Source organism: Chitinivibrio alkaliphilus ACht1 (assembly GCF_000474745.1).
GTDB lineage: Bacteria > Fibrobacterota > Chitinivibrionia > Chitinivibrionales > Chitinivibrionaceae > Chitinivibrio > Chitinivibrio alkaliphilus.
This window is the reverse complement of record NZ_ASJR01000020.1, coordinates 1-25,906: the sequence shown is the minus strand read 5'-3', so window position 1 is coordinate 25,906 and position 25,906 is coordinate 1. Positions and strand designations below refer to the sequence as shown.

At 47.2% G+C, this 25,906-nt stretch carries 26 protein-coding genes; 15 read left to right on the top strand and 11 right to left on the bottom strand.

The features are described 5' to 3' along the window. Nucleotides 1-164 precede the first annotated feature (164 nt). On the bottom strand, nucleotides 165-1,445 hold the full coding sequence (locus tag CALK_RS09425; protein ID WP_022637463.1) for an O-acetylhomoserine aminocarboxypropyltransferase/cysteine synthase family protein: 1,281 nt from the start codon (nucleotides 1,443-1,445) through the stop codon (nucleotides 165-167). Nucleotides 1,446-1,618: 173 nt separating this feature from the next. Here CALK_RS09425 and CALK_RS09420 point away from each other — a divergent pair, with 173 nt between their 5' ends. The 3 genes from CALK_RS09420 to CALK_RS09410 all read left to right on the top strand — a co-directional run bounded on the left by CALK_RS09420 (nucleotide 1,619) and on the right by CALK_RS09410 (nucleotide 3,782). After that, the gene (locus CALK_RS09420) at nucleotides 1,619-2,539 is read left to right on the top strand and encodes an ABC transporter ATP-binding protein (RefSeq protein WP_022637462.1); all 921 of its coding nucleotides are present in this window, start codon (nucleotides 1,619-1,621) and stop codon (nucleotides 2,537-2,539) included. Further along, the gene (locus tag CALK_RS09415; RefSeq protein ID WP_022637461.1) at nucleotides 2,536-3,291 is read left to right on the top strand and encodes an ABC transporter permease; all 756 of its coding nucleotides are present in this window, start codon (nucleotides 2,536-2,538) and stop codon (nucleotides 3,289-3,291) included. Before CALK_RS09420 ends, CALK_RS09415 begins: the two co-directional genes overlap by 4 nt. Before the next feature lie 176 nt (nucleotides 3,292-3,467). Further along, entirely contained in the window at nucleotides 3,468-3,782 is a 315-nt protein-coding gene (locus CALK_RS09410) for a flagellar biosynthesis anti-sigma factor FlgM (protein WP_022637460.1), read from the top strand. A gap of 20 nt (nucleotides 3,783-3,802) precedes the next feature. Here CALK_RS09410 and CALK_RS09405 read toward each other — a convergent pair whose 3' ends face one another. The 8 genes from CALK_RS09405 to CALK_RS09370 are packed head-to-tail and all read right to left on the bottom strand — an operon-like array spanning nucleotide 3,803 to nucleotide 11,312. Beyond that, a complete protein-coding gene (locus tag CALK_RS09405) occupies nucleotides 3,803-4,717 on the bottom strand; it encodes a phosphotransferase enzyme family protein (protein WP_162146728.1) in 915 nt (304 codons plus the stop codon). Further along, nucleotides 4,698-5,816: a [FeFe] hydrogenase H-cluster radical SAM maturase HydE gene (gene hydE / locus CALK_RS09400; protein ID WP_022637458.1), complete on the bottom strand. Its 1,119-nt coding sequence runs from the start codon at nucleotides 5,814-5,816 to the stop codon at nucleotides 4,698-4,700. Before hydE ends, CALK_RS09405 begins: the two co-directional genes overlap by 20 nt. Further along, nucleotides 5,806-6,885 (bottom strand): tRNA 2-thiouridine(34) synthase MnmA, encoded by a 1,080-nt coding sequence (mnmA, locus tag CALK_RS09395; RefSeq protein ID WP_022637457.1) that lies wholly within the window; start codon nucleotides 6,883-6,885, stop codon nucleotides 5,806-5,808. Before mnmA ends, hydE begins: the two co-directional genes overlap by 11 nt. Then, on the bottom strand, nucleotides 6,878-7,837 hold the full coding sequence (bioB, locus tag CALK_RS09390; protein ID WP_022637456.1) for a biotin synthase BioB: 960 nt from the start codon (nucleotides 7,835-7,837) through the stop codon (nucleotides 6,878-6,880). The genes mnmA and bioB overlap by 8 nt, the downstream gene beginning before the upstream one ends. Then, nucleotides 7,837-8,766 carry a quinolinate synthase NadA gene (gene nadA / locus CALK_RS09385; protein ID WP_022637455.1) on the bottom strand — a complete coding sequence of 310 codons (930 nt, stop codon included), beginning with the start codon at nucleotides 8,764-8,766 and terminating at the stop codon, nucleotides 7,837-7,839. Before nadA ends, bioB begins: the two co-directional genes overlap by 1 nt. 25 nt (nucleotides 8,767-8,791) lie before the next feature. Further along, nucleotides 8,792-9,925, bottom strand: coding sequence for a cysteine desulfurase family protein (locus CALK_RS09380; RefSeq protein WP_022637454.1), 1,134 nt, complete (start codon nucleotides 9,923-9,925; stop codon nucleotides 8,792-8,794). Between the two features lie 23 nt (nucleotides 9,926-9,948). After that, entirely contained in the window at nucleotides 9,949-10,872 is a 924-nt protein-coding gene (gene cysK / locus CALK_RS09375; RefSeq protein WP_022637453.1) for a cysteine synthase A, read from the bottom strand. Then, a complete protein-coding gene (locus tag CALK_RS09370; RefSeq protein ID WP_022637452.1) occupies nucleotides 10,869-11,312 on the bottom strand; it encodes an RrF2 family transcriptional regulator in 444 nt (147 codons plus the stop codon). The genes cysK and CALK_RS09370 overlap by 4 nt, the downstream gene beginning before the upstream one ends. Before the next feature lie 178 nt (nucleotides 11,313-11,490). On the opposite strand from CALK_RS09370, the gene CALK_RS09365 reads away from it, so the two are divergent. The 9 genes from CALK_RS09365 (at nucleotide 11,491) to rsfS (ending at nucleotide 21,856) form a co-directional block, all read left to right on the top strand. Continuing rightward, a complete protein-coding gene (locus CALK_RS09365) occupies nucleotides 11,491-12,813 on the top strand; it encodes a HAMP domain-containing protein (RefSeq protein ID WP_022637451.1) in 1,323 nt (440 codons plus the stop codon). Next, nucleotides 12,705-14,273, top strand: coding sequence for a hybrid sensor histidine kinase/response regulator (locus CALK_RS09360; RefSeq protein ID WP_081698115.1), 1,569 nt, complete (start codon nucleotides 12,705-12,707; stop codon nucleotides 14,271-14,273). Before CALK_RS09365 ends, CALK_RS09360 begins: the two co-directional genes overlap by 109 nt. 78 nt (nucleotides 14,274-14,351) lie before the next feature. Next, nucleotides 14,352-14,840, top strand: coding sequence for a response regulator (locus CALK_RS09355; protein WP_022637449.1), 489 nt, complete (start codon nucleotides 14,352-14,354; stop codon nucleotides 14,838-14,840). Continuing rightward, entirely contained in the window at nucleotides 14,837-16,822 is a 1,986-nt protein-coding gene (locus tag CALK_RS09350; protein WP_022637448.1) for a hybrid sensor histidine kinase/response regulator, read from the top strand. The genes CALK_RS09355 and CALK_RS09350 overlap by 4 nt, the downstream gene beginning before the upstream one ends. 23 nt (nucleotides 16,823-16,845) lie before the next feature. Then, nucleotides 16,846-17,769 (top strand): PAS domain-containing protein, encoded by a 924-nt coding sequence (locus tag CALK_RS09345; RefSeq protein ID WP_022637447.1) that lies wholly within the window; start codon nucleotides 16,846-16,848, stop codon nucleotides 17,767-17,769. After that, the gene (locus CALK_RS09340; RefSeq protein ID WP_022637446.1) at nucleotides 17,661-19,604 is read left to right on the top strand and encodes a PAS domain-containing hybrid sensor histidine kinase/response regulator; all 1,944 of its coding nucleotides are present in this window, start codon (nucleotides 17,661-17,663) and stop codon (nucleotides 19,602-19,604) included. Before CALK_RS09345 ends, CALK_RS09340 begins: the two co-directional genes overlap by 109 nt. A gap of 118 nt (nucleotides 19,605-19,722) precedes the next feature. Next, a complete protein-coding gene (locus CALK_RS09335; protein ID WP_022637445.1) occupies nucleotides 19,723-21,015 on the top strand; it encodes an adenylosuccinate synthase in 1,293 nt (430 codons plus the stop codon). 6 nt (nucleotides 21,016-21,021) lie between these two features. Further along, nucleotides 21,022-21,471, top strand: coding sequence for a LytR C-terminal domain-containing protein (locus tag CALK_RS12350; protein WP_022637444.1), 450 nt, complete (start codon nucleotides 21,022-21,024; stop codon nucleotides 21,469-21,471). Beyond that, entirely contained in the window at nucleotides 21,461-21,856 is a 396-nt protein-coding gene (rsfS, locus tag CALK_RS09325) for a ribosome silencing factor (RefSeq protein WP_022637443.1), read from the top strand. The genes CALK_RS12350 and rsfS overlap by 11 nt, the downstream gene beginning before the upstream one ends. On the opposite strand, the gene CALK_RS12345 is transcribed toward rsfS, so the two are convergent. Further along, nucleotides 21,850-22,563 (bottom strand): helix-turn-helix domain-containing protein, encoded by a 714-nt coding sequence (locus CALK_RS12345; RefSeq protein WP_022637442.1) that lies wholly within the window; start codon nucleotides 22,561-22,563, stop codon nucleotides 21,850-21,852. The genes rsfS and CALK_RS12345 overlap by 7 nt on opposite strands. Nucleotides 22,564-22,715: 152 nt before the next feature. On the opposite strand from CALK_RS12345, the gene CALK_RS12340 reads away from it, so the two are divergent. After that, nucleotides 22,716-23,282, top strand: a complete 567-nt coding sequence (locus CALK_RS12340) for a hypothetical protein (RefSeq protein WP_022637441.1) — start codon at nucleotides 22,716-22,718, stop codon at nucleotides 23,280-23,282. On the opposite strand, the gene CALK_RS09310 is transcribed toward CALK_RS12340, so the two are convergent. After that, nucleotides 23,279-23,674 carry a response regulator gene (locus CALK_RS09310; protein ID WP_022637440.1) on the bottom strand — a complete coding sequence of 132 codons (396 nt, stop codon included), beginning with the start codon at nucleotides 23,672-23,674 and terminating at the stop codon, nucleotides 23,279-23,281. The two genes, CALK_RS12340 and CALK_RS09310, sit on opposite strands and share 4 nt — an antisense overlap. 244 nt (nucleotides 23,675-23,918) lie before the next feature. Between CALK_RS09310 and CALK_RS09305 the strand changes: the two genes are divergently transcribed. Beyond that, nucleotides 23,919-24,734, top strand: a complete 816-nt coding sequence (locus tag CALK_RS09305; protein ID WP_022637439.1) for a flagellin N-terminal helical domain-containing protein — start codon at nucleotides 23,919-23,921, stop codon at nucleotides 24,732-24,734. A gap of 185 nt (nucleotides 24,735-24,919) precedes the next feature. Further along, the gene (locus CALK_RS09300; RefSeq protein WP_022637438.1) at nucleotides 24,920-25,744 is read left to right on the top strand and encodes a flagellin N-terminal helical domain-containing protein; all 825 of its coding nucleotides are present in this window, start codon (nucleotides 24,920-24,922) and stop codon (nucleotides 25,742-25,744) included. Nucleotides 25,745-25,906: the final 162 nt, after the last annotated feature.

Below are 25,906 nucleotides of genomic sequence, written 5' to 3'. Positions count from 1 at the left end.
CAAAATGATTGAAAGAGGAATATATGTTATGCTCCACCACACGCGCACAGCCACTAAGGGGATGCAGGAAAGGTCTTTTCCTGCATGGAGCAGCGGGACAAACTACTCCTTACAGATTATGAGGAAGGACCGAAATCCTTCCTGTTGCCAGAGTAAGAAACGTCTTAGGAATCAAGTACCTCTGCCAAGGCACCAATAATATCATCCACATGTTCTATCCCAATGGAGAGACGGATTAAGTCGGGAGTAATACCCGCATCGGTGAGCTGCTCCTCTGAAAGCTGACTATGTGACGTTGACGAAGGGTGCAGAATTAAGCTCTTTGCATCTCCCACATTGGCAAGATGGGAGAAAAGAGAGATTGAGTCAATCAGCCGGACTGCCCCGTCGTATCCACTCTTCAGGCCAAATACTACCACCCCGCCAAAGCCGTTTTTTAAATACCGCTTTGCTGTTTCATGGGTGGGATGTGACGCAAGTCCGGGATACTTTACCCACGCCACGGCCGGATGCCCTTCCAGATATTCTGCCACGGCCTGCGTGTTTTCCACATGTTTCTTCATACGTAAATGAAGCGTTTCAAGCCCTTGGAGAAACAGCCATGAGTTGTCCGGGCTAATAGAACCACCGAGATTACGCAGGGGCACAGTGCGCACCCGGAGAGCAAAGGCGATGGGAGCCAAGGGTTCAGGAAGATCATGGGCCCACCGTAAACCGTGATAATTTGAGTCAGGCTCTGTAAACAAGGGGTGTCTTCCCCCGGCCCAGTTAAACCGTCCGGCGTCGGTAATACTTCCTCCCAGACCGGTTCCATGTCCACCAATCCACTTGGTGAGCGAGTTGATAACAATGTCTGCTCCATGATCGATGGCTCGCAGCAAAGCCGGTGTTGTAAAGGTTGCATCTACAATAAGGGGAAGCCCCGCCTCATGGGCAATGGAAGCCACTGCTTCAATATCCGTTACTTCCAGGGCAGGGTTTCCAATGGCTTCAATGTAGATCGCCCGCGTTTTTTCCTGAATCGCCGCTGCAAAATTTTGAGGATTTGTTGGGTCTACAAAGGTCGTGGTAATACCAAGGTCGGGCAAAATTGAATCAAACTGCGTATAGGTTCCGCCATAGAGATTATTGGCCGAAACGAGATGATCCCCAGCCCGAGCAATGGTTACGATAGTACTGAAAATTGCGGAGGTTCCCGACGCCAGGGCAACCGTTGCAGCACCGCCCTCGAGTTCAGTGATGCGATTTTCCAAAATTTCCGTGGTGGGATTAGTAAGGCGGCTGTAAATATTTCCCAGCTCCTTCAATCCAAAAAGATTTGCCGCATGTTCCGTGCTTTTAAATACATAGGAACTGGTACGATAGACGGGAACTCCCCGGCTTAGGGTTGTCTCGTCAGGGGTGTGTCCCCCGTGAACTGCCACTGTTTCTGCATGATACGCCATAATAACTCCTTGACAATGTATTTTTATTCGGTACAGACCATATCTGAAATTTCAATATATTAATTCCTTATATATGAAGTCAACATTAAAATAGTTTTTTTAATATTTCTTCGATCCCCCCGCTTCATATGGTATTTTTCCTGTATGAGATTCGCGGAGAAAGGATATGCCCTGTGTCAATTATTACGTTTCATAAGGTGAGTAAACAGTACGGCGATGTGCGTGCCCTGAAAGAAACAAACTTAACAATTAACAGGGGTGAGTTTTTCGGCCTTCTTGGCCCAAACGGCGCCGGAAAAACAACCCTCATTGGCATTCTCGGGCATATGGTGCGTCGTGATAGCGGGACAGTACACATTGATGGGGTTGATCTGGCGCAGAACCCCCTTCAAGCGAAAAAAAAGATCGGAATTGTTCCTCAAGAGATCGCCTTAGATCCCTTTTTCAATGTGCGACAAACCTTGCGTATTCAATCGGGCTATTTCGGCATACGGAAAAACGAAGACCGCATCGATGAAATTCTGACGGCTCTGGGGCTACATGACAAAGCAGAGGCTAATCCGAGAAACCTTTCCGGGGGAATGAAACGTCGGCTTCTCATTGCAAAAGCCCTGGTGCATGATCCAGAGATTATCGTTCTTGATGAACCCACCGCGGGGGTTGATATAGAGTTACGCAACTCTCTGTGGGAGTACATCCGTATCTTAAACCAGCGGGGAAAAACAATTATCCTCACCACCCATTATTTGGAAGAGGCAGAAGAACTCTGTGATCGTATCGCCATTCTGGACAGAGGGGAAATTACCGCCATAGACACCAAGGAAAACCTCATGAATCTTGTGGATAGGAAAATCCTGAAAATCACCTATCGTGGCACCCTTCCGAGCCAAGAGACGGTTCCCTGGAAGCTACGAAACAGGGGGACTCTCTTGGGAGAACACACCGCCGAATTTGAACTAAAACAGGCAGATCTCAACACCTGTATTACCACCTTAGTTGCACAAGGGGTTACCATTCTTGACATGGATATTTCAAGCCCACGCCTGGAAGAGGTGTTTCTGACCCTTGTACGACCTCACACGGAGGATGTATGATACCACTCTATTTTCTGATACAACATGAAGTTCTTCGGTTTTCAAAGGTTGCGGTGCAGACGGTATTTGCTCCACTGATATCAACAACCCTCTATTTCATTATTTTTGATTACTCGTTCCAAGGTCGGGAGGTTCCCGCCTACGATATTCCCTACATCACCTTTATCATCCCGGGGCTTCTCCTCATGAGCCTTCTGCAAAATGCCTTTGCGAATAGTTCCTCATCACTGATTATCGCCAAATATCAGGGGAATATTGTGGATTTCATCCTGGCACCCCTCTCTCACTGGGATCTCACCATTGGTTTCATGGTTGGGGGAATCATCCGGGGCCTTCTGGTGGGGAGTGTTATTTACCTTGTATCGATCTTCTTTTACGGAGGAGCCGTAGCGTACCCTTTTCTGGCACTAACAACGGCACTACTTGTGTCGGGGGTCTTCTCAACCCTTGGTATTTTAGCTGGTCTCTGGGCAGAAAAGTTTGACCATGTCTCTATTTTTTCAAATTTTGTTATCACTCCCCTTACATTTCTCAGCGGCATTTTCTATTCTGTGCAGTCTCTTCCTCCTCTCTACGCGCAGCTGTCACGGGTAAACCCCATATACTATATGATTGATCTTATGCGCTACTCCTTTCTCGGCATGTCCGATGTTTCCCCGCTCCTATCTCTCTGTATTACCGGAGGTACCCTTATGGTACTCTTCTTTTTAACTGCCCTCCTCTTTAAACGGGGATATAAAATTAAAAACTAAGCCTGATCTTCCTATTCATGTTCATAAGAGCATACATACAACGGGCTTATTAAAATGGGCTTCGTATACTGCAGAGAAAAATGAAAAAAACTATTTTTTTCCTTCAGATTCGCCGCGATTGGTCGATATACATAATACAGCGTAGTGCGACCTGAACAAAGAAAGGAGGTGGTGCTATGAGACTGGAATCGATTAATAATATGATGGGAGCAGAGTTTCGCAAAATCGATCGGACAAATCGAAAGAACCGGGACACTGCCTCCAAAGAAACCAAGGCTCCTCAAAAAGATTCTGCCACATTCAGCGGCACGAAGACTCCTGCTCAAGGACAAGCAAAGCAGCTTGCTGCACGGGTTTCCATAGAACCTGAGGTTCGTCAGGACCGTATACAGGATGTGCAAAACAAGATAGAAAAGGGGTATTATAACACCTCAGAATTTGCTGATAAATTAGCAGATCGTCTTATCAAAGATCTTGGCTTTGACGGGTAGCCCTTAGCGCTCCATAGGCACTACAAGGATATCTTAAAATAGTCTGCAAGAAAATACAGATACTCCCCTTCAAACTCCACCATCTCTTCATCCTCTTTGCGCAGCCATTCCGAAAGCCAGGGAAACCGCAAAGCTATCACTGCCAAGGGAAAATAATCCGCATATTTTTTATATGCAGGGTCTGAAAAAAGAGTCCGGCAAAAGGCATCTGCCGTTGCACCTCCGGCGGCATCGGGTCCCTCAGAGGCAATACATCCAAAGGCAAGAGCCGCGTCATAGAGAATAAAATCAAAGCCGGAAAACTCCCAGTCAATCACTCCGGCAATGGTTCTTTTTCCCCAGAGGATGTTTGCAGGATGAAAATCTCCGTGACAAAACACCTGTGGAAGCTGAGAAAAAATATCATACTGCCGTGCCACAAAGCGATACACCGGGGTAATATCCCGCAACAATTGGGGACGGTGAACTGCCAGGGTTTTACACAGATTTTCAATATATTCCGGAAGAAAGCGGCGGTTTGCCGAAGCCTTCGGAAGCTTAGTTCCCTCTTTTTTCAGAAAGATACAATACTCCGCCATACTCTCCCCCCGCCAGGCATCGTGAAAATACGTAGCCTGATTACAGCCATGGGCGCGGATATAGGGCTGGAGCTGGTAGTATTTGTTTCCATGGCAGGTTACAAAATCACCGTCCCTGTTTTGTTCATAGGCTGCCACAGGGAGGGAGTTTTTCAGGAGGAAAAGCCATTGGGAGATCTCTTTTCTGGGCTGAACCTGTTCCGGCGAGATCTCTTCAAGGATATAGCGACTGCCCCGGGGTGTTTCAAAGAGGCATCGCGCACGGGATCGTTCGGGACTCCCGTAGAGAGGCGACGGAAGTATTTTTTCCACCCCTTTGTCGTAGGAGGAAAGAATCTCATGTATGTGTGGAAACACGGCCGCTTCGACGGAAAAAATGGGGGGAATCACCCCACTCATCATAGCCGATGGTCTCACCAATACGGCCGATACGACCCTCCAGACAGCCCCTGCACATGGTGGAATTTTCATCAATACAGGGTTTATTTTCATAAAGCTGATAGTGGGGGCGATAGTCTGTTTTGGTAACATTGGGCATAATAATATTGGCACCTGCCAAAAGCCCTTCCTCTCGACCATCGTGTTTCAGGGCCTGCAGGGCTGTAGTAGCGGCAATATTCACATCATTTAAAACAATGCGCACCAGGGCAATCATCTTCTTTGCAAGGAGAAGAAGTTCCTTTTTTTCATCCTCCCTGAGACCAGTGCATTCTGCCCCGAGAGGGGTATCCTTATGGGGAATATAGGGACCCATTCCCACCATATCAATATCAAAATCACGTAAAAACAATATATCGCGGGCAAGATCTTCCATGGTTTGTCCCGGCAGACCCATCATCACCCCTGTCCCCACCTGATAGCCTGCCTCCTGCAGAAAACGAAGTGCCGCGAGGCGGGTGGAAAAACTATGATCCCCGGGGTGAAGTTCTGTATACAGCGCAGGATTTGAGGTCTCAATACGGAGAAGATAGCGATGGGCCCCCGCCTGAAACCACTCATCATACACCCGGCGTGATTGTTCTCCCAGTGAGAGGGTGATACCCAGTTTTCCCTCCGTAGCGGCACGAATGCGCCGAATCACCCCGGTAATCATGTCGGTAAAGGCTCCATCCTGCCGTTCGCCGCTTTGGATCACCAGGGAACCGTAGTGATTTTCATAACACCACAGGGCCTCACGAACAATCTCCTCAGGATCCATTAAAAACCGCTCCACCCCACTGTTTGATCGGCGGATCCCGCAGTAGTAGCAATCCTTTACACAGATATTTCCCGCTTCAATAATACCCCGGTAGTAGACAGTTGTTCCCACGTGTCGCTTTTTTACTTCGTAGGCGGCGGAAAAAAGACGATGCAGCTCTTCCGGCTCCTGCATATGTAACAATGTCGTAAGATCTGCGAGGGTAAGTTCCTCTCCCCGATCTATTTTTTCAAAGAGGGCGGCATTCTTATTCAACATGGCAAATCCATCCTCCCCCAAGGAGACGATCCTTTTCGTACAATGCAAGGAGTTGCCCCGCCGTTGCAGCACGGACGGGCTCTTCAAAAACAACGCGTACCCCGTTATCACCCCTGCGTACCACCTGCACCGGTACGGGGGTTTGATTGTATCTGATCTGTGCATAACAGGAAAATTCATGGGGCATATCTACCAGCCAGTTCATAGACTCTGCCTGCAGGGCCGGTGAGAGGAGATCGTCCTGCCGTGTGGTAACACGAATCCGCCCCGTGGCGGGATCAATGGAAGAGACATAGGCGGGCTTTCCCAGGGCCACTCCAAGGCCTTTGCGCTGTCCAATAGTATAGCGTTGAATCCCCTCGTGATGCCTGAGAAACCGCCCCGTTTCATCCACCATCTCACCCCCGTGAAAGGAAGCATCAAAATATCGCCCCAGGGTTTCGGCAAAGGCTTCCCCCCGATAGCCAAAACAGGCATCCTGACTCTCTGTTTTTTCCGCATTTTCCAGCCCCCGCTTCCGTGCCATCTCACGCACCATATCCTTGGTATACTCCCCCAGGGGCATGCAGGATTTCTCCAGCTGTTTTCGGGTAAGAGTTGCAAGAAAATAGGTCTGATTTTTCGTGTCATCAACACCGTTTAACAGGGCGGGGCTTCCCGATTCATCAGTAGTAATTCGGGCATAATGTCCCGTAATAACTCCATCCGCATTGAGTTTATCCGCATAATCTATCAAAGCGCCGAATTTGAGATGCTCATTGCACATTACGCAGGGATTTGGGGTATGCCCCCGGGAATACTCCTCCCAGGCGTACCGCAATACGGATTCCTCAAAAATATGACGAAGATCAAGGAAATAGTGTTTTATGCCAAGCTTCTCCGCCGCAAGGCGGGCATGAATATTGTCATCAAGGCCACAGCACGCCTTTGTTTTTTCACGACTGTTATCACAATTTTTCATTTTGAGGGTGATACCAATTACCTCATAGCCCTGCTCTGCATAGAGGGCTGCCGCAACGGAGGAATCCACCCCGCCGCTCATGGCGGCAACAAGGCGTTTTTCAGGCACCGCATCCACCCGTTTCGGAAACAATCATTCCCGCATCAGCAATCATCTGCAGGTCATCTTCGATACTTCTGCCTGCCGTGGTAAGATAATTTCCCACCATGAGGGCGTTTGCACCGGCTGCAAAAATCCAGGACTGCATATCCCGCAGGGTATACTCCCGTCCTCCGGCAATGCGAATCTGGGTGCGGGGCATCATGAGCCGTGCCACGGCAATAATTTTTAATCCCGCAAGGGGGGTAATTTTTTTTGCAGAGGAGGCAGCCCGGGTTCCCTCCCGGGGATGAAGGAAATTAATGGGGACTGAATCCACTTCCACCCGGCGCAACTCATCAAAGAGCTCCACCCGCTGATCATTGCTTTCTCCCAGACCAAAAAGGCCACCGGAACACACCCGCAACCCCGCATCTTTTGCATGGTGCAATACCCGAAGATTCTCATCGTATGTACGGGTGGTACAGATTTGTTCATAGAAGCTGCGTGAGCTTTCAAGATTGTGGTGTATGGCCTGCAAACCTGCCGCTTTCAATTCCTCCATAAAGAAGGTATCCACCAGCCCCAGGGACGCACAGGCTCCAAGGGATGTCTCTTTGCCAACCATCTCCACGGCCCGCTGGACATCCTCCATTTCACGGGGGGAGATTTTTCTTCCCGAGGTGACAATACCCATGTTATGAGCATTTTGAAGCTCTGCACGCTTGGCAGCAGCGAGAATATCCTTTTTATCCATGAGGGGGTAGGTTTCCACCGATGCCTCTGCATGTACCGACTGAGGACAAAAGGAGCAGTCTTCCCGGCAGTTGCCGCTCTTGGCATTTACTATGGAGCACAGGGATACCTCACACCCCAAATACTCCTCACGCACCCGGCGGGCCTGCGAGATCAGGTCAAAAACCTGCCCATGGGGCAGCTGCATATATTCCCGTGCCTCTGCTACACTGATTCCCTGTGTCATTATATATCCAGTCGCTGTTCAATCATACGTACAATGGGAGCCTTTGCCTGGGTGATAATATCCGGCTCAAGCTCTACCTTCGGTGTAAGGGTTTCAAGGGACCGCTTTACATCCTCAAGCTCGATCATCTTCATGGTCATACAGACCGCCTGTTCAGATATGGGAATAAACTGTTTGTCCGGATTTTCCTTCTGGAGGCGGTGGATAATACCCAGTTCTGTTGCCACAATGAGTTGCTTTGCCTCTGTGCTGCGGGCAAAGGAGAGCATCCCCCCCGTACTGAGGGAGTAATCTGCCAGATCCAGCACTTCAGGACGGCATTCCGGATGAGCAATAACCACGGCATGGGGAAATTCCTCTTTTTTGCGCTCAAGCATGGCGGGACGCAGGCGCATGTGGGTGGGACAAAACCCTTCCCAAAGGATCATCTGCCGCCCCGTGGCGCGCGCCACATTGGCGCCAAGATTTTTATCGGGCAGAAAGATAATCCGCCGATCTTCAGGGATCAACCCTATGATTTCTTCTGCATTGGAAGAGGTACAGCAGATATCAACCTCCGCCTTCAGGCTGGCTGAGCTGTTTACATAACAGACTGTCACGGCATCGGGATGGTCTTGCTTGAAGCGGCGCAGGGCGGGAGCGTCGGCCATATCGGCCATGGGACAGCCCGCCGCAGTCACGGGATGAATCACTTTTTTTTCCGGGGAAAGAATCTTTGCCGTCTCCGCCATAAAGGAGACTCCGCAAAAGACAATCACCTCTTCATCCACCTGCCGGGCCTTTTTGCTCAATTCCAGGGAATCACCCACAAAATCCGCTACATCCTGCACATCACCAAGGACATAGTTATGTGCCAATATAATCGCATTTTTTTCTTTTTTCAATCGTCGGATATCCGCAATAAGCGTATCCACATAATCAACGGCCATGTTTACCTCATGAATATAGTTTCAACTATAAAATAATATCTGCCAGGACGCGGACGGTCTCCTGGAGCTCCTTTTTTGTTACTCCCGTATCAAAGGAGAAACGCAGGGCGGAGAAAAGTTCTGCCCCGGACACTCCCATGGCTTTTAGCACACGGGATGCCTCGCGACGTGAACTTCCGCAGGCAGACCCCGTGGCCACACAAACTCCCTGCAGATCAAGCCCCATGGCCAGACTCTCCTGATCCTCACCGGGAAAACCGGCATAAACGGTATTGGGGAGATACCTTTCATCCTGCCCGCTGTAAAAGCACACGGAGGAGATGGCAGAAGACAGGGCTTCGCAGAAAAAGCGTTTCAACTCCTGCAGTTTTTTATGATTTTCCCCAAGATTTTCCTGCGCAAGCTCACAGGCTGCCCCCAAACCAACCATGGCGGGAACATTCTCCGTACCGGAGCGGCGCTTATTTTCCTGGCCACCTCCGTACAAAAGAGGGGTAAGGGGAATCCCCCGGCGGACAAAAAGAGCTCCGGCCCCCTTGGGACCACCGAATTTATGGCCCGACAGGGAGAGCAGATCCACGGAAAGATCATTTACATCAAGGGGTATTTTTCCCATGGCCTGTACGGCATCGGTATGAAAAAAGACCCCCTTCTTACCGGCCATTCGTGCTAATTCACCCACGGGCTGAATAGCCCCGGTTTCATTGCCGGCATAGAGCACAGAAGCAAGAAGGGTGTCTTCACGCAAAGCCCGTGCAAACTCTTCCGGAGAGATAAATCCCGCAGAGTCGGTTCCAAGGCGGGTCACCTCGTAGCCGCGTTTTTCAAGAACACAGCAAGCCTCATAGACAGAGCTGTGCTCCACGGCAGTGGTGACAATGTGTTTTTTATGGGGAAACCGCTCCAAAAGACCGAAGAGAGCCGTGGTGTTTGACTCAGTCCCCCCGGAGGTAAAAACAATCTCATCCATCTCTGCACCGATACTCCCCGCCACACGCCTGCGGGCATGGGCAAGGCGCTGCGCCGCCTCCTGCCCATAGGAGTAGAGCGCGGAAGGATTTCCGAAGCAATTTTGAAAGACAAGGAGCATCTCATCAAGAACAGCAGATTTCACCGGGGTGGTGGCATTACTGTCGAGATAAATTACAGAGGAAGTCACCAAGGTCTCCTTTGCGGTAGCATCTACCGCTCAAAAAGGTCTGTGGAAAGGTATCGCTCCCCCGTATCAGGAAGTACGACCACAATGTTTTTGCCCCGGTTCTCGCTCTTTTTGGCAATTTGAGAAGCACCAAATAAGGCAGCACCGGAGCTAATACCGGCAATAACACCCTCAGTGGAGGCACATTTTCGTGCTGCCGTAAGGGCCTGAGCATCGGTCACTTTCACAATACTATCAATAAGATCGGCCTTGAGAATGGCCGGAACAAACCCGGCACCAATTCCCTGAATACCGTGTTTACCGGGAGTTTCTCCAGATAACACAGCCGACGAAGCAGGCTCTACCGCGACAACACGAAGAGAGGGTTTTAACTCTTTTAACCGCTCTGCCGTACCGGTAATGGTTCCTCCCGTGCCAACCCCCATGACGACAACATCAACAGCACCGTCTGTATCATCCCAAATCTCTTGGGCTGTTGTTGTATAATGGATATGAGGATTATCCGTATTTCTGAATTGCTGCGGCATATAAAAACGGCTCTCCGCCGCACAGAGCTCTTCTGCCTTTTCTATGGCTCCCTTCATACCCCGAACAGCATCAGTAAGGACGACCTCTGCCCCAAGATATGCCATAAGACGTCGACGCTCAATAGACATAGATTCCGGCATGGTAATAATAAGATTATATCCCCGTGCAGCAGCAATCATGGCAAGGGAAACCCCCGTGTTACCACTTGTTGGCTCAACGATTGTGTCTCCCGGGGTTAATTCACCGCGCTCTTCAGCAGCACGAATCATGCCGTACGCTGTGCGATCTTTAATACTCGCCGTGGGGTTGAAAAACTCAAGTTTTGCAAAGAGCGATGCCGTAACATCGGGGAGGAAAGAGCGCATACGGACCAAGGGCGTTTTCCCGATACAGTCACTAATTGAGTCGTGGATGTTCATATGACATACTCCTGAAATTCAGAGGTGGTGCACTTATCAGCTAACTCTTTCACTGTTATTTTCTGCGCTTCTTCCCGTAACACCTTTGATAAATGTGCCCACACAGCCGTACTGGGGCAATTGGCGATACGGCGACAGGGACTCCCATCATTTTCTTCCTTGCAACTGGAAAATTGCACGGGACCATCAAAAAGTTCAATTATATCAAGAACTGTGATTTTTTCCGGATCTGCATTGAGCACATACCCACCGTTGCACCCGCGAATTGTGCTTACCAAGCCGGAACTTTTTAAGGGAATCATAATTTGTTCCAGATACGGCTCTGATATTTCCTGTTCTTGCGCCATAACCTTTCCCTTCAACGCGGGAGAGTTGGGCCCCACCGTAGCAAGCTGAATTAATATCCGCAAGCTATACCGTGTCTTCGTGGATAATCGCATAGTCCCCATCCTTCTAAAAAAAACTATACCCTAAAAATATACATTTGATTGTAAAAAATCAATTATCCTCCTCTGTTCGGTCGTTTTTGCTCATCACTCTGTTTTTAAGAAAAAAAAACAGTGCATCGAATCATACCGAATGGTACACTATTTAAACGCTCACCCAAGGAAGACTCCTATGAAACTACATATACATCTTGGAACCTTACTTTTTCTCTTTTTCGCGCTCCTCACGGGGGGTATTCTCTTTATATTTGTGCATACCCAACACATGGATTATGACTCACTTTTAACCCAGCAGGGAAAAAACACCATCCACGGTATTACTGAACATACAGCCCTGCGCATTTCCGAGCTGTTGAAGGAACCAGCCCTTGTTAATTACACAAATAAAACGTACATACGTATGCAGAGCCTCTACGATGAGAATGATCTTTCACCTCTTGAACCGTGGTTTCAAGAAATCGCACGGCAGGCCCGTGAGCACACACCTCAAATCAGCACGGTAAACTATGGAAATATCTATAAAAACTACCTTGGCATCAGAATTAATGATGACGAAAGTCTCAATCTCATGGTGCAGGATACACATACCAATGACAGTCTCTATATCTACGAAACCCTGCACCGTTCCGGCCCAATAGCTGCTGTTTTTGGTGCGTATGACCCCACCCAACGGCCCTGGTTTGCCCCGCTCTTTGAGTCTCCCACGAAACAATGGTCCGAGGTATATGTAAACCTTGATGAGAAAGCTGAGCTTACAATTACTCATATGCTTCCTGTTTTTTCTCCTCAAAATACGTTGTACGGTGCGGCTATCGTTGATGTAAAGCTTGGTCGGCTCCATGCCTTTCTTCAAGAAGAAGAGATTCCTCCGGGAGGTGCTGTGTATATTACAACATCAGAGGGCAGCCTCCTCGCTTCATCCTACAAAACCCAAGATACCATTACTCGCTCTGAAAATGGCTTAGTGAGTCTTCCCAAAGCCATGCAATCAAGACACCCTTTGCTACGACAAAGCGCTACAGCCCTTGCACAAAAGACTCAAGACAAGAAAAACTCCCTTGCCCTTCTTATAGAAAACAAGGAAATTTTTGTAAACAGCACGCCCTTTCATAAGGACAATCTGCACTGGAATATTGTTGTCGCCATGCCGGAGGCAGCACTCATGGGAGATGTTCGCCAGCGTCAACGAAACAGCCGCATCATGGTTTTTACACTTCTCCTTTCCTTCTCCTTTGCAGCGTTTCTTCTTTTTCACAAAGCCTTGGTTCCCATAAAGACTATCGCAGAAATAGCACAGAAAATATCCCGGGGAGCTCGCAATACCCCCTCCCCTCATGCAGCCCCCTTGTATCTGAAGCGCATGAACTTACCCTCGCTTTTGGGAATATGCTTCGGGAACTGCAAAATAGAGAACAGGATCTCAGTGCTAAAAACAGGGAACTTGCCGACTTACTTGAACGAAACCAAGCACTCTTGGAAGCAAATCCTGATATAATGATCGTTTGTTCTACTGAAGGAATTCTTCTTGATTGTCACCCAAAGGAGATGACCGACGACTACCTTATGCCTCCTCACGAGTTTCTTGGAAAGTCAATCGACGAAGTAGCCCCGGAGTATGTGGCAAAACTCACCCACGATAACATAGAAAAGGTACTACAAACCCGAACAAAGTCCTACGCAACATATGAGATAACCATACAAAAGGAAAAACGATATTATGAAATTCGATATACACCCATGGGCGAAAATCGAGTGCTATCCACCATGCGAAATATTACGGAATTACGAAATGCTGAATTAGAAGGCAAGCGTTTGGAAGAACAGCTTCACCAAACTCAAAAGCTCGAAGCGTTGGGACGACTTTCCGGAGGGATCGCTCACGACTTCAACAATGCCTTAGCGGGTATTATTGGAGCTGCTGAAATACTTACGGAAGAACATTCTAAGGGAGAGGAAAAAGAGTTTGTTACCCTTATTCTCACCGCAGCAAACCGCGCCACAGACCTAACCAAAAAACTGCTCACCTTTTCGCGGGCTGAAGTAAGCGAAAAATACCCTCTTGATGCACAAGATATTGTAACAGAAACCGTAGCTCTATTAGGACATACCGTAGACCGGGCCATCACGCTCAACACAGAGATAACCGCTCGCGACACAACCATCATCGGAAACACCTCTCTATTGCAAAATGCCCTCATGAATATGGGAATTAACGCGTCCCATGCCATAGAAAAAACCGGAACTATCACATTTTCGCTTAAAAACACCCATCTCGACAAAGAGTACTGTCTCTCCTCCCCCTTCAATATTGAAGAAGGGGACTACTTGGAAATAGGGGTGCGCGATACCGGATGCGGCATGTCTCCCGACATATCGGCCCATATATTTGAACCATTTTTTACAACAAAACCCACCGGAGAGGGAACCGGTCTGGGCTTAGCAGCAGTGTACGGTGCAGTGCAAGAACATGCCGGAGCAATAACCGTCTATTCAGAGCCGGGGCAGGGCACCATCTTTTATATATACCTGCCTCTGGCCGAGCCACTCTCTCTTCCGGTACAGGAGAAAAATCGACAACTCCCCCGGGGAACCGAGACCATCCTCATTATTGATGATGAAGAACTCATTCGCAAAACCGCCTCCCACATGTTAGAAAGTTTGGGGTTTACCGTACTCACTGCATCAAACGGGCGTGAGGGAATAGAGCTTTTCCAAAAAGAACACCACCGTATTGACGGTATTATCCTTGATATGATAATGCCCGTCATGGGGGGGCAGGAAACCTTCTCTCTTCTTCGTGATGTCCATAGGGATATTCCCATTATTATTTCATCGGGATTCACCAAGGAAAAAGACATGGAACAACTGCGCGCCAAAGGCCGGGTGTTTTTCCTTCACAAACCCTTTAAGAAGTTTGACCTTGCAGAATTGGTACTCAGAGCGTGTAGAAACTAATCCCCCATTTTTCTCCTTGCGAAGGGGAACCAATAGTGCTACACTGTAGATACATGCAGTCGAACAAAGGAGTGGAAAATGACGGAGACCGAACGAGAAAAAAAGGAAGTCGTTCTGCTCATCGCTGATGACGATGATGGTCATGCAGAACTGATTATACAGAACCTTCGTCGTGCCGGCGTCACCAATACCATACATCGTTTTTATAACGGCCAAGAGGTTATCGACTTTTTCTTTCGCAGCAATAATGCTATCAAGCGCCAAGAACATACGCCATACGTACTGCTTCTTGATATTCGCATGCCCCGCATGGATGGCATGGAAGTCCTTCGTCAAATAAAGCAAGACCCAGAGCTCAAAAAACTCCCTGTTATTATGGTCACAACCACGGATGACCCCTTTGAAATAGAAGAGTGCCATGCCTTGGGATGCAATAGTTACATCACGAAACCGGTAGAATATTCTGCCTTTGTAACAGCCATTCAACAACTCGGCCTGTTTATATCAATCGTGCAAATACCAGAGTTGCAGCTACCCAAAAAGACTCAGGAGCAACAAAACCAATGAGGAGCATAGAAAAATCGCCATCACCTCCCTCACGACACATTATCGTTGTTGATGACGATCATGGCATCGGTGAACTTATTCGACATAAATTATCCGCTAAGGGATATTCTCTCCATATTGAAACAACCGGAAAAGGTGCGATAGAACGGGTTATTCAAACCCCAAAAAGCCTTCTGTTACTGGATAACACCCTTGCCGAGATGTCAGGAACAGAGGTCATCCAACGCTTGGAAGAACACCACTGTCTACCTCCCTTTATTATCATGACCGGCCAAGGAAGCGAAGAACTTGCCGTGGAAATGATGAAGTGCGGAGCCAGAGATTACTTAGTGAAAGATATTGATTTTCTCGATCGACTGCCCACCGCCATTGAACGCATAATGCACCTTCTTACCACCGAAGACACCTTAACAAGAACACAGGAGGCCCTTCTTCGCAGTGAAGAACAATTTAAAACACTCTTTATGAATGTTCCTGTTTCCATCTATATTATGGACATTGATTCGGCGGAGATTATTGATGCAAATCCACAGGCATATAAGGTGTTTGGCTACTCCTCTGTAAAGGAATTGCAGCAAAACAACCTATGGGACACTCCCCCCTATTCTCGAGAAGAGGTTCTTGGGTGGATTAAAAAAGTATGTAGAGAAGGAATGCAGCAGTTTGAATGGAGGAATTGTACAAAAGATGGTAACATCGTATGGGAACAGATGCGCCTTAACTGTATTGAAATAGACGGCATACCACGCGTGTTGGCAACGGGCACTGATATTACAGATCTTAAAAAAGCAGAGGCGGAGAAGGAAAAGCTCTTACAGCAGCTCCTTCAATCTCAAAAAATGGAATCCATTGGACGTCTTGCCGGAGGAATCGCCCATGACTTTAATAATGCCCTGGGCGGCATGCTCGGATATATCGAACTTGCCCGGGAGAAACTCCCGAAAGAATCGGCCATTCAAGATGATTTACATGAAATTGGAACCTTAGCTCAGCGTTCTGCAAAATTAACCCAGCAACTCCTCGCCTTTGCTCGTAAAGACGTAGCCTCTCCCCGCCTCATTCGCCTCAACAGGGAAATAGAAAAACAACTTTCCATGTTGCGACGAATAACAAGAGATTCCGTAGAGATTTCCTGGACCCCCGCTCCTCATGACTTTGTGATACACTTAGACCCATCACAATTAAGCCAAATTATCATGAACCTCTGTATTAATGCACAGGATGCCATAGAAGGGAGTGGTACCATAGACATTGCCACCTATGCAGCCCACGGTTCACCCCCCTATGCATCCGGGGCCGGACTTCAAAAACAGGTCCCCCTGCAGAAATATGTCCAACTCACCGTACGGGACACCGGCTCCGGCATGGATAAAACCACCCTCTCAAGTATTTTTGAACCCTTTTTTACCACTAAAGAGGTGGGGCGCGGCACCGGCCTTGGCCTCTCAACGGTGTACGGTATTATGCGTCAGAATAGTGGCTTTATAGATGTGGAAAGCAATCCTGGAACAGGAACAACCTTCAAGCTCTATTTTCCAGTTCATGAAGAGAAACAACTCCCTCTTGAGGAAGCAGCTCCAAAACAACAGCTCCCCCCTCAAAAGAAAGAGAAAAAAGTGGTGCTCCTCGTGGAAGACGAACCATCTATTCTCAGTACGACAGAGAAGATACTCCACCATTTAGGGTATACCGTTATCGCAGAAAAAAATCCGAACCGTGCAGTGGAATACGTAAAACAGACCCACCACACCATAGACTTACTCATTACCGATGTGGTTATGCTGGAAATGAATGGCCTTGCACTTGCCAAAAAGATTCGTCAACACTCGCCACATACCAAGGTGTTGTTTATGTCAGGATATACCATGGAAACACTTGAAGACACGGAGCTTACTCAAAATGATGCATTCATTAAAAAACCCTTTACTATTGACTCCCTGACACAACACATAGAGAACATTCTCCACACCGTTTCCAAATAACCATACCATGAAAGGAGCCTCGGATGCATGCGCACCGTGAACACCCCCTCCTACACCAAAAGGAATTTGCCTATGCCTACCATAAGATTATCTACTCGTCTCAGGGTATTCCCATAGACTATCGGTTTATTGAAGCGAATAGGGGATATGAACTCCTCACAGGGCTCTCAGCTGAGGACATTGTTGGTAAGACGGTACGGGAGATACTTCCTGAGATTGTTCATGAAGACTTCCCATGGATTAATTTTTATTCAGAAATAGCAGACACCAAGGAAGACACCTCCTTTTCACAGTATTTTGCTCCGCTCAAAAAGTGGTTTAAAATAACTGCGTCCTCCCTTACATCGGGATATTTTGCAACATTTTTTACAGACATCACCCCCGAACGAGTAATTGCACGGGCTGCGCAACACCTAAAAACAACAGCTCCGAAAACCCTTAACTACCAATCCATTTCAGCAACCTTTCGAGAGTTATCCCATGCTCATACCGTCATATGTGGACACTATTTGCCCAAAGAGGGTGTTTTTAAGATACAGAACAAAAATGATTTTGAAAAGGAAGAAACTCTCTGGGATGAGACGCACGGGCAGTCACCACCCCCCGACCCTGAATTTGACGCCTTTCTTACGAAGGGAACCCTGCAATATACAGACCTTTCCCGCCTCTATAGGCTCACAGATCTCCCCATACTCCATCACCTATATCTAAGGTGGGGGGATATTCCTGTGGCAATCTTGGGTAAACAGAAGGGTACACAGGAAATTATGACCACCCTTTTTTTCTGCGAAAAGGACACCACCTTACTTCTCCCTTACTCTGCGAACTCTATGCCGACATGGTTGCAACAACCATATCGAGACTACATACAGAGGAGCAACTATCCCACACCCTTCTGCGCTATAAGAACCTCGTTGAAAACACCGACGACATTATCTTCACCATAACTCCCGAGGGAGTTATTACCCATGTCTCTCCCAATTGGACCGAAAAACTGGGATATACAGAAGAAGAAACCATCGGCACGCACCTCAACAAGTTTGTTCATCCCAAAGATACAGCCCAATGCATCGACTTTATCAAGCACGTAACTATTCATAAGAAAAAAGCAGAAAGTCTTGAATACCGCGTTATCCATGCCGATGGAAAGATTTCATGGTATGTTTCAAATGTATCCCCCTTACTTGATACAGGTGGTACTGTTCTGGAAATAAACGCCATAGCACACAACATTAGTCGGATAAAGCAAAATGAGAAAAAACTTCAGAATGCGCAAAAAAAAGCAGAAGAGGCAACTCGTGCAAAGACAGCCTTCTTGGCTACCATGAGCCATGAGATTAGAACACCCCTCAGTGGTATTATCGGATGTACTGAACTCAGTAAGAAAAGAACCCTCGCACCAAATACCGCACGATATATTGATAATATTCACACCTCTGGAAAAATGCTTCTTTCTATTATCAATAATATCCTTGATCTTTCAAAAATTGAAGCAGGAGAACTCCCCATACATACAACAGAAACAGATCTTTCCCGTATCACGTACGATATATTAGAGATGGTTAAACATACGGCTTTTAAAAATGAAACAGAAGTCATCCTTGATTTTCCCGAAGATGCTCCGCAATTTGTCCAGACCGATCCCCTGAGAATAAAACAGATTCTCATGAACCTTGTAACCAACGCTATCAAATTCTCTCCTCGTGGAGAAGTCCTTCTATGCCTCACAGCAACGCCACATACACCGCCATCCTACACGTGGACATTCTCCGTTTCAGACACAGGAATTGGCATGAATAAGAAAGAGGTGAAGAAGATATTTACCCCCTTCCTACAAGCCAAAGATGATACAACTCACCATTTTGGCGGAACTGGGCTTGGCCTGACCATATCCCGCTTGCTTGTTGAGAAACTGGGAGGAACCCTTCGTGTAGAAAGCACCCCCGGTATGGGGAGCACATTCTTTTTTACCCTAGATCTGATATCCGAGGCAAAAGCATCTTCCCCAGTACTCATATCTCCGCCCTATACGAACGCCTACATAGATCCAGGAATAGGAAAATATACAACATATCTATTAAGAAAACAGCTTGAGCGGTATAACATTACTGTTGAAACGGAGATTCGAAACAAGGCAGACCTTTGCTTTTTCGACGCAGCCGCGCACGTTACAGATGAAGCAGATCTTAAGGAGAACGGAAACTCCGCTCATTCAGTTTGTCTCTACAATCCGTTTCATGCAAAAGACTACACTCGTATTGCTCAAAACAATGCTGCGTGCCATCTACTTCCAAAACCTCTCACCCCGGAAAAAATAACCTCTCTTTTCCAAAACATAACAAAGGAGAAACATACTCAAGGAACGACGGAAACCCGTACAACCATTCTTCTCGTGGAGGATGAAGAGCTCAGCATGATCATTCTACGCCACTTCTTTGAAAATTATTTTCCTGATATACGAGTCGTGGAAGCCCGTACCGGCATAGAAGCGCTCAAGGCAGTACAGGCGTATACGATACGCCTTATTCTTATGGATGTTCAAATGCCAGAGCTTGACGGTATCGAAACGGCAAAAATTATTCGGCAAAGTATTTGTAAAGAAACACCGATTATTGCCGTAACGGCCCGCGCAACCATGGCTGAAAAACGACGTTGCCTCGCTGCAGGAATGAATCATTTTCTTGTAAAACCACTGAATGAAAACAGCCTCTACCCCCTTTGTAAAACCTATCTCAAAGCAGACACCTCATCCACATGGCAGTCCACCCCTTCATACCCTTGAGCAGGGTATTTCTGCCCAATCCTTGCGTAATATGAAACTTAAAACTATTTTACCGTGTTGATGTACCACTTTTTGTCAGTGCGTGGTTTTCACTACGCGACATATTCTGGAGTTTTTCATGTCCAATTCTGTAGTTATCGGCTCGCAATGGGGTGATGAGGGAAAAGCCAAAGTTATCGATTATCTCACCAAAGATTCTGATCTTATCATCCGATACCAAGGGGGCGCAAATGCGGGTCATACCGTGGTTGTAGATGGGAAGAAATTTGTCTTCCATATGGTCCCTTCCGGGATAATGTACCCGAAAAAAGAGTGCTTGATCGGTAATGGAGTTGTCTTTGATGCTCCACAGTTTCTGAAAGAGATTGACGAGCTAAAGGAAAAGGGCTTTGCCGTGGAAGAGCAGCTCTTTATCTCCAGCTTAGCTCATTTGGTACTCCCCTATCATAAGATAGTTGACAAGGCTCGTGAGGCTTATCGCGCTCAAGGCGGAAAAATTGGCACCACAGGTCGTGGTATCGGCCCCACCTATGCGGATAAGGTGGGACGATCAGGCATTCGCCTCGGTGACCTCCTTACCCCTGCGGTTTTCGAAGAGAAACTCCGCCGTAACTATGATGAGAAGAAAGACTTGGTAGAACAGTTCTACAAACAAGATTTCCCTCTTGATTTTGACGAAATGCTTGCAGAATATCGCCAAATATCCCGTCGACTTGCACCGTTTATTATTGACACGGCTGCACATATTTTTGCCGCGGCACAGGCAGGAAAAGTACTCCTCTTTGAAGGGGCACAGGGAACATTCCTCGACATTGACCACGGAACATTCCCCTTTGTCACTTCATCCAACACCACCTTGGGAGCTATTGCCACTGGTTCGGGAGTTTCACCCCGTATCGTATCAGACGTGATCGGTATTGTTAAAACCTATGTTACGCGTGTAGGAAATGGTCCCTTTCCCACGGAACTTACCGATGAGACAGGGGAAAAACTTCAGAAACAAGGCGGAGAAATGGGCGCAACAACGGGACGCCCTCGTCGATGCGGTTGGTTTGATGCGGTACTCCTGCGAAAAGCCGTTCAACTCAACGGATTCACCACCTTTGCCCTCACAAAACTCGATGTCCTTACGGGGTTTTCTGAAATCAAGATTTGTACTCATTACGAAGTAGACGGGAAGAAAACAGAACAGTATCCAGCTCTTACGGAGGAAGTCGAGCGGGCAAAACCAATCTATGAAATCATGCCCGGCTGGACTGAAGATATTTCTTCCTGCCGTAGCTTTTCAGAGCTTCCTTCTGCAGCGAAGAACTATGTTTTGCGTCTCCAGGAGCTCTGTTACAATGTCCCCATATCTCTTGTGTCAGTAGGGCCAGGTCGGGACGAAACCATTCTTATGCCGACAAAGTAAACGACTATGAAGACAGGGTATGTACTCTCTTGTATACTGACATGCCTTGTCCTGATTTCTGCATTTCACCTCGGGGAAAAACGCTTTCATCTTTTGGAGGAGCAGCGGGAACATCAGCGGCAGATTGAAGAAAAAAGCCGTGTTCCTGAATCGGCAATTCCACGACGAGGCTCTGTAGAGATTTTAAATGGATGCGGCACCTCGGGTGTTGCCGGTGCCGTGGCGGAGCTCCTGCGCCGTGAAGGGTTTCGAACTACCGAGGGGAACGCCAGAAGCTGGAACTACTCTCAAACCATCGTGGTACAGCGAAAAGCCGGCACAGATACTGCGGAAGAACTTGCAAATCTTCTCGGCACACCACCACCCATATTTATCCGACCCGGGCAGGGAGACGCCCGCCATGATGCAACACTTATCGTCGGTCACGACTACGAAAGGATTATTTATGATTTTTGAAGCAATACAACAAGAACCTCATCTCCTCTCTATTCTCAACCTCATGCTAGAAACAAAGGCTGAGAATATCCGTGTTATTCACACGGGAGAAACCTCCACAGTATCCGATTGGACGGTCATCTGCGAAGGAACAAATTTCAACCATGTCCGAGCCATTGCCATGGCGATAAAACAAGAGATGAAACAGGAAGATCAGTATGTTGACCATACAGAAGGGCAAGACCATAATCGGTGGATTCTCTTAGACTATCTTGATATTGTGGTGCACATAATGCTTCCCGAGCTTCGCAACTACTACAAAATTGAAGCATTTCTCGAAGAAAATAGTCAGATGACAATTACGGAAGAGGAGTACCAAAAACTTCTCCCGCCGAAGAATTATTGACGAATATACAGAAACTCTTCATGTGACAGGGCTGTATCGCGCTTGTACTCCACAGGCGCGAGCATGCCTGTAAAGGCCTGTCCCGAAACAAACATTCGTTCTTCCCGTTCATCCGTAGCCCACCGATTCAACAAAAATGCCTGATTCACCGTCTCTCCAAGGATATCTGGAGCAGTAAACTCGGCATGCCCCATGGCCCCAACGTATATCTGCCCCGCCTTTAACGTAAGAAGCATGTCTTCTTCTGCAATAAGCTCGAGAAGCATCTCTCCGCAGGAAAGTGCCCGTTGTACATAATTCCCACCGGTAAAATATGCCAACACCCCATCCCCGGTATATTTCACAACCACCCCTTCACAGGCTAACACGGCCTCCGTAGTGCCATGGTAAAGCTGATTTATCCATAAGGCAAGACGAGAAAGGGGCTGCTCTTGACTCCGCGTTACAAAATTACGCAAGCTTGTAACAAGCACCACCGCATCAATCACTTCTCGATTTGGTATATCACCATTGATAATCCATTCAATGGAGCGATCAAGAAGAACAGATAATCGCGGCAAGACAAGGATATCTGGAGCATTTTCTCCACGCTCCCATTTTGAAACAGCTTGCGGAGAAATATAGAGAGAGGCAGCGAGCTGCTGTTGTGTCAACCCTTTTGCCTTTCTTCGTGTCCGAATACGACTACCCAATTTTTCCAAATCCATAGAGACCTCCATACAAAAAGATACATCCTCTCTCTCTCATACGGGAAGTACAAATATGAAAATCAACCAGAAAGAGAAAAAACTATTCCGACGATACATTTCTGATTCACCGGATATATTTTGCTCGCATACCATAACAAAACGGAGGTTATATGAAAAAAGCACTTTTTATGCTCGCTATCTGCACCAGCATGATCATGGCAAACAAGGTTGAGTTAGGTCTTGTCTCACCCATCCAAATTGGCGGCCCCACAGAAAATGTTGACGGGCTTCGTCTTGGTCTGCTCTATACCAAAAACAACAGGGTGAACGGTGTCGATATAAATCTATTTGTGGGACACACCACGAGTGATTTTGATGGTTTTCGCTTCTGGGGGCTTGCCAACATAAACGAAGGAAGCACAAGCGGATTTTCTCTTTTTACCGGAGTGAATCTTACCGGCGGGAATTCAGATATGATATCTCTTGGTTCATGGGCAAACATAACCCAAGGGTCTGCCCAAGGGGCTCGTATATTTTCTGTGGTAAACTACGCTGACTCTTTTGAGGGCTTTGATTGGGGCTTTGTCAATATCGGTCAACGCGTAACAGGCATTCAGTTTGGTGTCATTAATTATGCCACCCAGCTTGACGGTATACAGATTGGTTTGGGAAATATCGCACGCAACAGTGCTGTTTTTCCCGTATTACCCTTGGTAAATTTCTCGAAAAGCTTCTAGCTATATCGGCGGGAGATCTCTTCTCCCGCTACACCTCGTATCTGCTCTAATACTTCTCTAAAATCATAAATTGGCTTGCGTATAAGATGGGTTACTCCCATGGCACGGGCAAAATCCAAGAAAAACTCCCCCTCGGTGACCCGTCCTCCACCTGACATGGCAATCACTTCTATGGTATAGCCATAACGCCGAAGCGTACGTAAGATATCAACTCCGTCCTGTTCCGGCATAATCATGTCAAGAAGAAGGAGGTCAAAACCGCCCTGCTTTAAATAGTCAAACAAATCCCGGCTATTATCAACAGAGGTAACCTGATGCCCTGCCTTTCGCAAAAAGCGAGAGAACACCGAAAGGAATGTCCGATCATCATCGATTATCAGTATGTGAGCCACGCTAATCCCGGTGGAAGAATTAATACATACTCAAGTATACCATAGAAAGTGTGAGCGCACAAGAGCACACTCTTATTTTAACGAAAAAGGCGGTCTCGAAACAGAAGCCGCCTTTTTTATATGTCGACCCATTGAAAAAAATTAAATTTTTTAAAAAAAGTAAAGTACCTCCCCCGTTTTCCGAAACAATAAATACGGCATGTGATGCCAAAACGCGTAGCTTCGTATTTTCAAGGAGGAAATTATGCGTATCAACAACAACATTATGGCAATGAATGCAAACAGACAACTCGGCATTAACGACCAAGGCACCGGAAATTCCTTGGAAAAACTCTCCTCAGGGTTCCGGATTAACCGAGCAGGGGATGATGCTGCGGGGCTTGCTATTTCTGAAAAAATGCGCGGACAAATTCGCGGGCTGCAACAGGGATCACGGAACGCACAGGACGGCGTATCTCTTATCCAAACTGCTGAGGGAGCACTCAATGAAACCCACGCAATTCTTCAACGAATGCGTGAACTTTCTGTTCAAGCTTCAAACGACACCAATGTTACCAAGGATCGCGAGTCTATCAAATCTGAAATTGAACAGCTTACTGAAGAGATTGACCGGATTGCTGAACAAACGGAGTTCAACACACAAACCTTGCTTCAAGGAAATGCAGACGATCTCCAACTTCAAGTTGGTGCAAATAGTGGGCAGATCATCAGCTTGAGTATTAACGACATGCAGGCAGAAGCCCTCGGTGTACACGAAGTGGCAGACAACAACATTCTTGCTGACCAATCCGTGGCAATTCAGCTTATTGACGATGCAATAATATCTGTATCAGAAGAACGCTCAAACCTTGGGGCGATACAAAACCGCCTTGAGCATACCATACGAAACGCAGACAACTCCCAAGAAAACCTCCAAGCTGCGGAGTCACGTATCCGTGATGTTGATATGGCTGCAGAGATGACGGAGTTCTCTAAAAACAATATCCTTAAGCAAGCATCACAATCCATGCTGGCACAAGCTAACCAAGCGCCACAAGGGGTATTACAACTGCTTATGTAGAACAAAAAAACGGTTCTTTTTTTCCAAAAAAGGCGGTCTCGAAACAGAGGCCGCCTTTTTATATGTCGACCCATTGAAAAAAAATTAAATTTTTAAAAAAAGTAAAGCACCTCCCCGTTTTCCGAAACAATAAATACGGCATGTGACGCCAAAACGCGTAGCTTCGTATTTTCAAGGAGGAAATTATGCGTATCAACAACAACATTATGGCAATGAATGCAAACAGACAACTCGGCATTAACGACCAAGGCACCGGACGCTCCCTGGAAAAACTCTCCTCGGGATTCCGGATTAACCGAGCAGGGGATGATGCTGCGGGGCTTGCTATTTCTGAAAAAATGCGCGGACAAATTCGCGGGCTGCAACAGGGATCACGGAACGCACAGGACGGCGTATCTCTTATCCAAACTGCAGAGGGAGCACTCAATGAAACCCACGCAATTCTTCAACGAATGCGTGAACTTTCTGTTCAAGCTTCAAACGACACCAATGTTACCAAGGATCGCGAGTCTATCAAATCTGAGATAGAACAACTTTCAGATGAAATTGACCGTATTGCTGAGCAAACAGAATTTAACACACAAACCTTGCTTGATGGAGACCTAGAGTCAGGAGACGGCCTCGAATTTCAAGTAGGAGCAAACAGCGGACAAATAATCAGCTTGAACATTAACGATATGCAGGCAGAAGCCCTCGGTGTGAATACTGTTGCAGCCAGCAATATCACGGCAAATCAATCCGTGGCAATCCAGCTTATTAACGATGCAATAATATCTGTATCAGAAGAACGATCAAACCTCGGGGCAGTACAAAACCGTCTTGAGCATACCATACGGAACGCAGACAACTCCCGAGAAAACCTCCAAGCTGCAGAGTCACGTATCCGTGATGTTGATATGGCTGCAGAGATGACGGAGTTCTCCAAAAACAATATCCTTAAGCAAGCATCACAATCAATGCTGGCACAAGCTAACCAAGCGCCACAAGGGGTATTACAACTGCTTATGTAGGATAAAACAATCTATCCGCTGCATTCCAAAAGGGGGCCTTCGGGCCCTTTTTTTATTTTTTTCTGAATAATAGTAATGTTTTGACTCACCTCTGACGATAGAGTGTAATGACCACAGCTTTGACAGGACGTCGGGCTTTGCATAATAATTCAAGGAGGAAAT

What these genes read in the sequence shown, in the direction of transcription:
- CALK_RS09300 (WP_022637438.1), top strand. Translation starts at nt 24,920, where the DNA reads ATGCGTATCAACAACAACATTATGGCAATGAATGCAAACAGACAACTC.
- hydE (WP_022637458.1), bottom strand. Translation starts at nt 5,816, where the DNA reads ATGTTGAATAAGAATGCCGCCCTCTTTGAAAAAATAGATCGGGGAGAG.
- CALK_RS09370 (WP_022637452.1), bottom strand. Translation starts at nt 11,312, where the DNA reads ATGCGATTATCCACGAAGACACGGTATAGCTTGCGGATATTAATTCAG.
- CALK_RS09345 (WP_022637447.1), top strand. Translation starts at nt 16,846, where the DNA reads ATGCATGCGCACCGTGAACACCCCCTCCTACACCAAAAGGAATTTGCC.
- bioB (WP_022637456.1), bottom strand. Translation starts at nt 7,837, where the DNA reads ATGACACAGGGAATCAGTGTAGCAGAGGCACGGGAATATATGCAGCTG.
- CALK_RS09360 (WP_081698115.1), top strand. Translation starts at nt 12,705, where the DNA reads ATGCTTCGGGAACTGCAAAATAGAGAACAGGATCTCAGTGCTAAAAAC.
- CALK_RS09425 (WP_022637463.1), bottom strand. Translation starts at nt 1,445, where the DNA reads ATGGCGTATCATGCAGAAACAGTGGCAGTTCACGGGGGACACACCCCT.
- CALK_RS09305 (WP_022637439.1), top strand. Translation starts at nt 23,919, where the DNA reads ATGCGTATCAACAACAACATTATGGCAATGAATGCAAACAGACAACTC.
- CALK_RS12350 (WP_022637444.1), top strand. Translation starts at nt 21,022, where the DNA reads ATGAAGACAGGGTATGTACTCTCTTGTATACTGACATGCCTTGTCCTG.
- nadA (WP_022637455.1), bottom strand. Translation starts at nt 8,766, where the DNA reads ATGGCCGTTGATTATGTGGATACGCTTATTGCGGATATCCGACGATTG.
- CALK_RS09340 (WP_022637446.1), top strand. Translation starts at nt 17,661, where the DNA reads ATGGTTGCAACAACCATATCGAGACTACATACAGAGGAGCAACTATCC.
- CALK_RS09415 (WP_022637461.1), top strand. Translation starts at nt 2,536, where the DNA reads ATGATACCACTCTATTTTCTGATACAACATGAAGTTCTTCGGTTTTCA.
- cysK (WP_022637453.1), bottom strand. Translation starts at nt 10,872, where the DNA reads ATGAACATCCACGACTCAATTAGTGACTGTATCGGGAAAACGCCCTTG.
- CALK_RS12345 (WP_022637442.1), bottom strand. Translation starts at nt 22,563, where the DNA reads ATGGATTTGGAAAAATTGGGTAGTCGTATTCGGACACGAAGAAAGGCA.
- CALK_RS09355 (WP_022637449.1), top strand. Translation starts at nt 14,352, where the DNA reads ATGACGGAGACCGAACGAGAAAAAAAGGAAGTCGTTCTGCTCATCGCT.
- CALK_RS09350 (WP_022637448.1), top strand. Translation starts at nt 14,837, where the DNA reads ATGAGGAGCATAGAAAAATCGCCATCACCTCCCTCACGACACATTATC.
- CALK_RS09365 (WP_022637451.1), top strand. Translation starts at nt 11,491, where the DNA reads ATGAAACTACATATACATCTTGGAACCTTACTTTTTCTCTTTTTCGCG.
- rsfS (WP_022637443.1), top strand. Translation starts at nt 21,461, where the DNA reads ATGATTTTTGAAGCAATACAACAAGAACCTCATCTCCTCTCTATTCTC.
- CALK_RS09335 (WP_022637445.1), top strand. Translation starts at nt 19,723, where the DNA reads ATGTCCAATTCTGTAGTTATCGGCTCGCAATGGGGTGATGAGGGAAAA.
- CALK_RS12340 (WP_022637441.1), top strand. Translation starts at nt 22,716, where the DNA reads ATGAAAAAAGCACTTTTTATGCTCGCTATCTGCACCAGCATGATCATG.
- CALK_RS09410 (WP_022637460.1), top strand. Translation starts at nt 3,468, where the DNA reads ATGAGACTGGAATCGATTAATAATATGATGGGAGCAGAGTTTCGCAAA.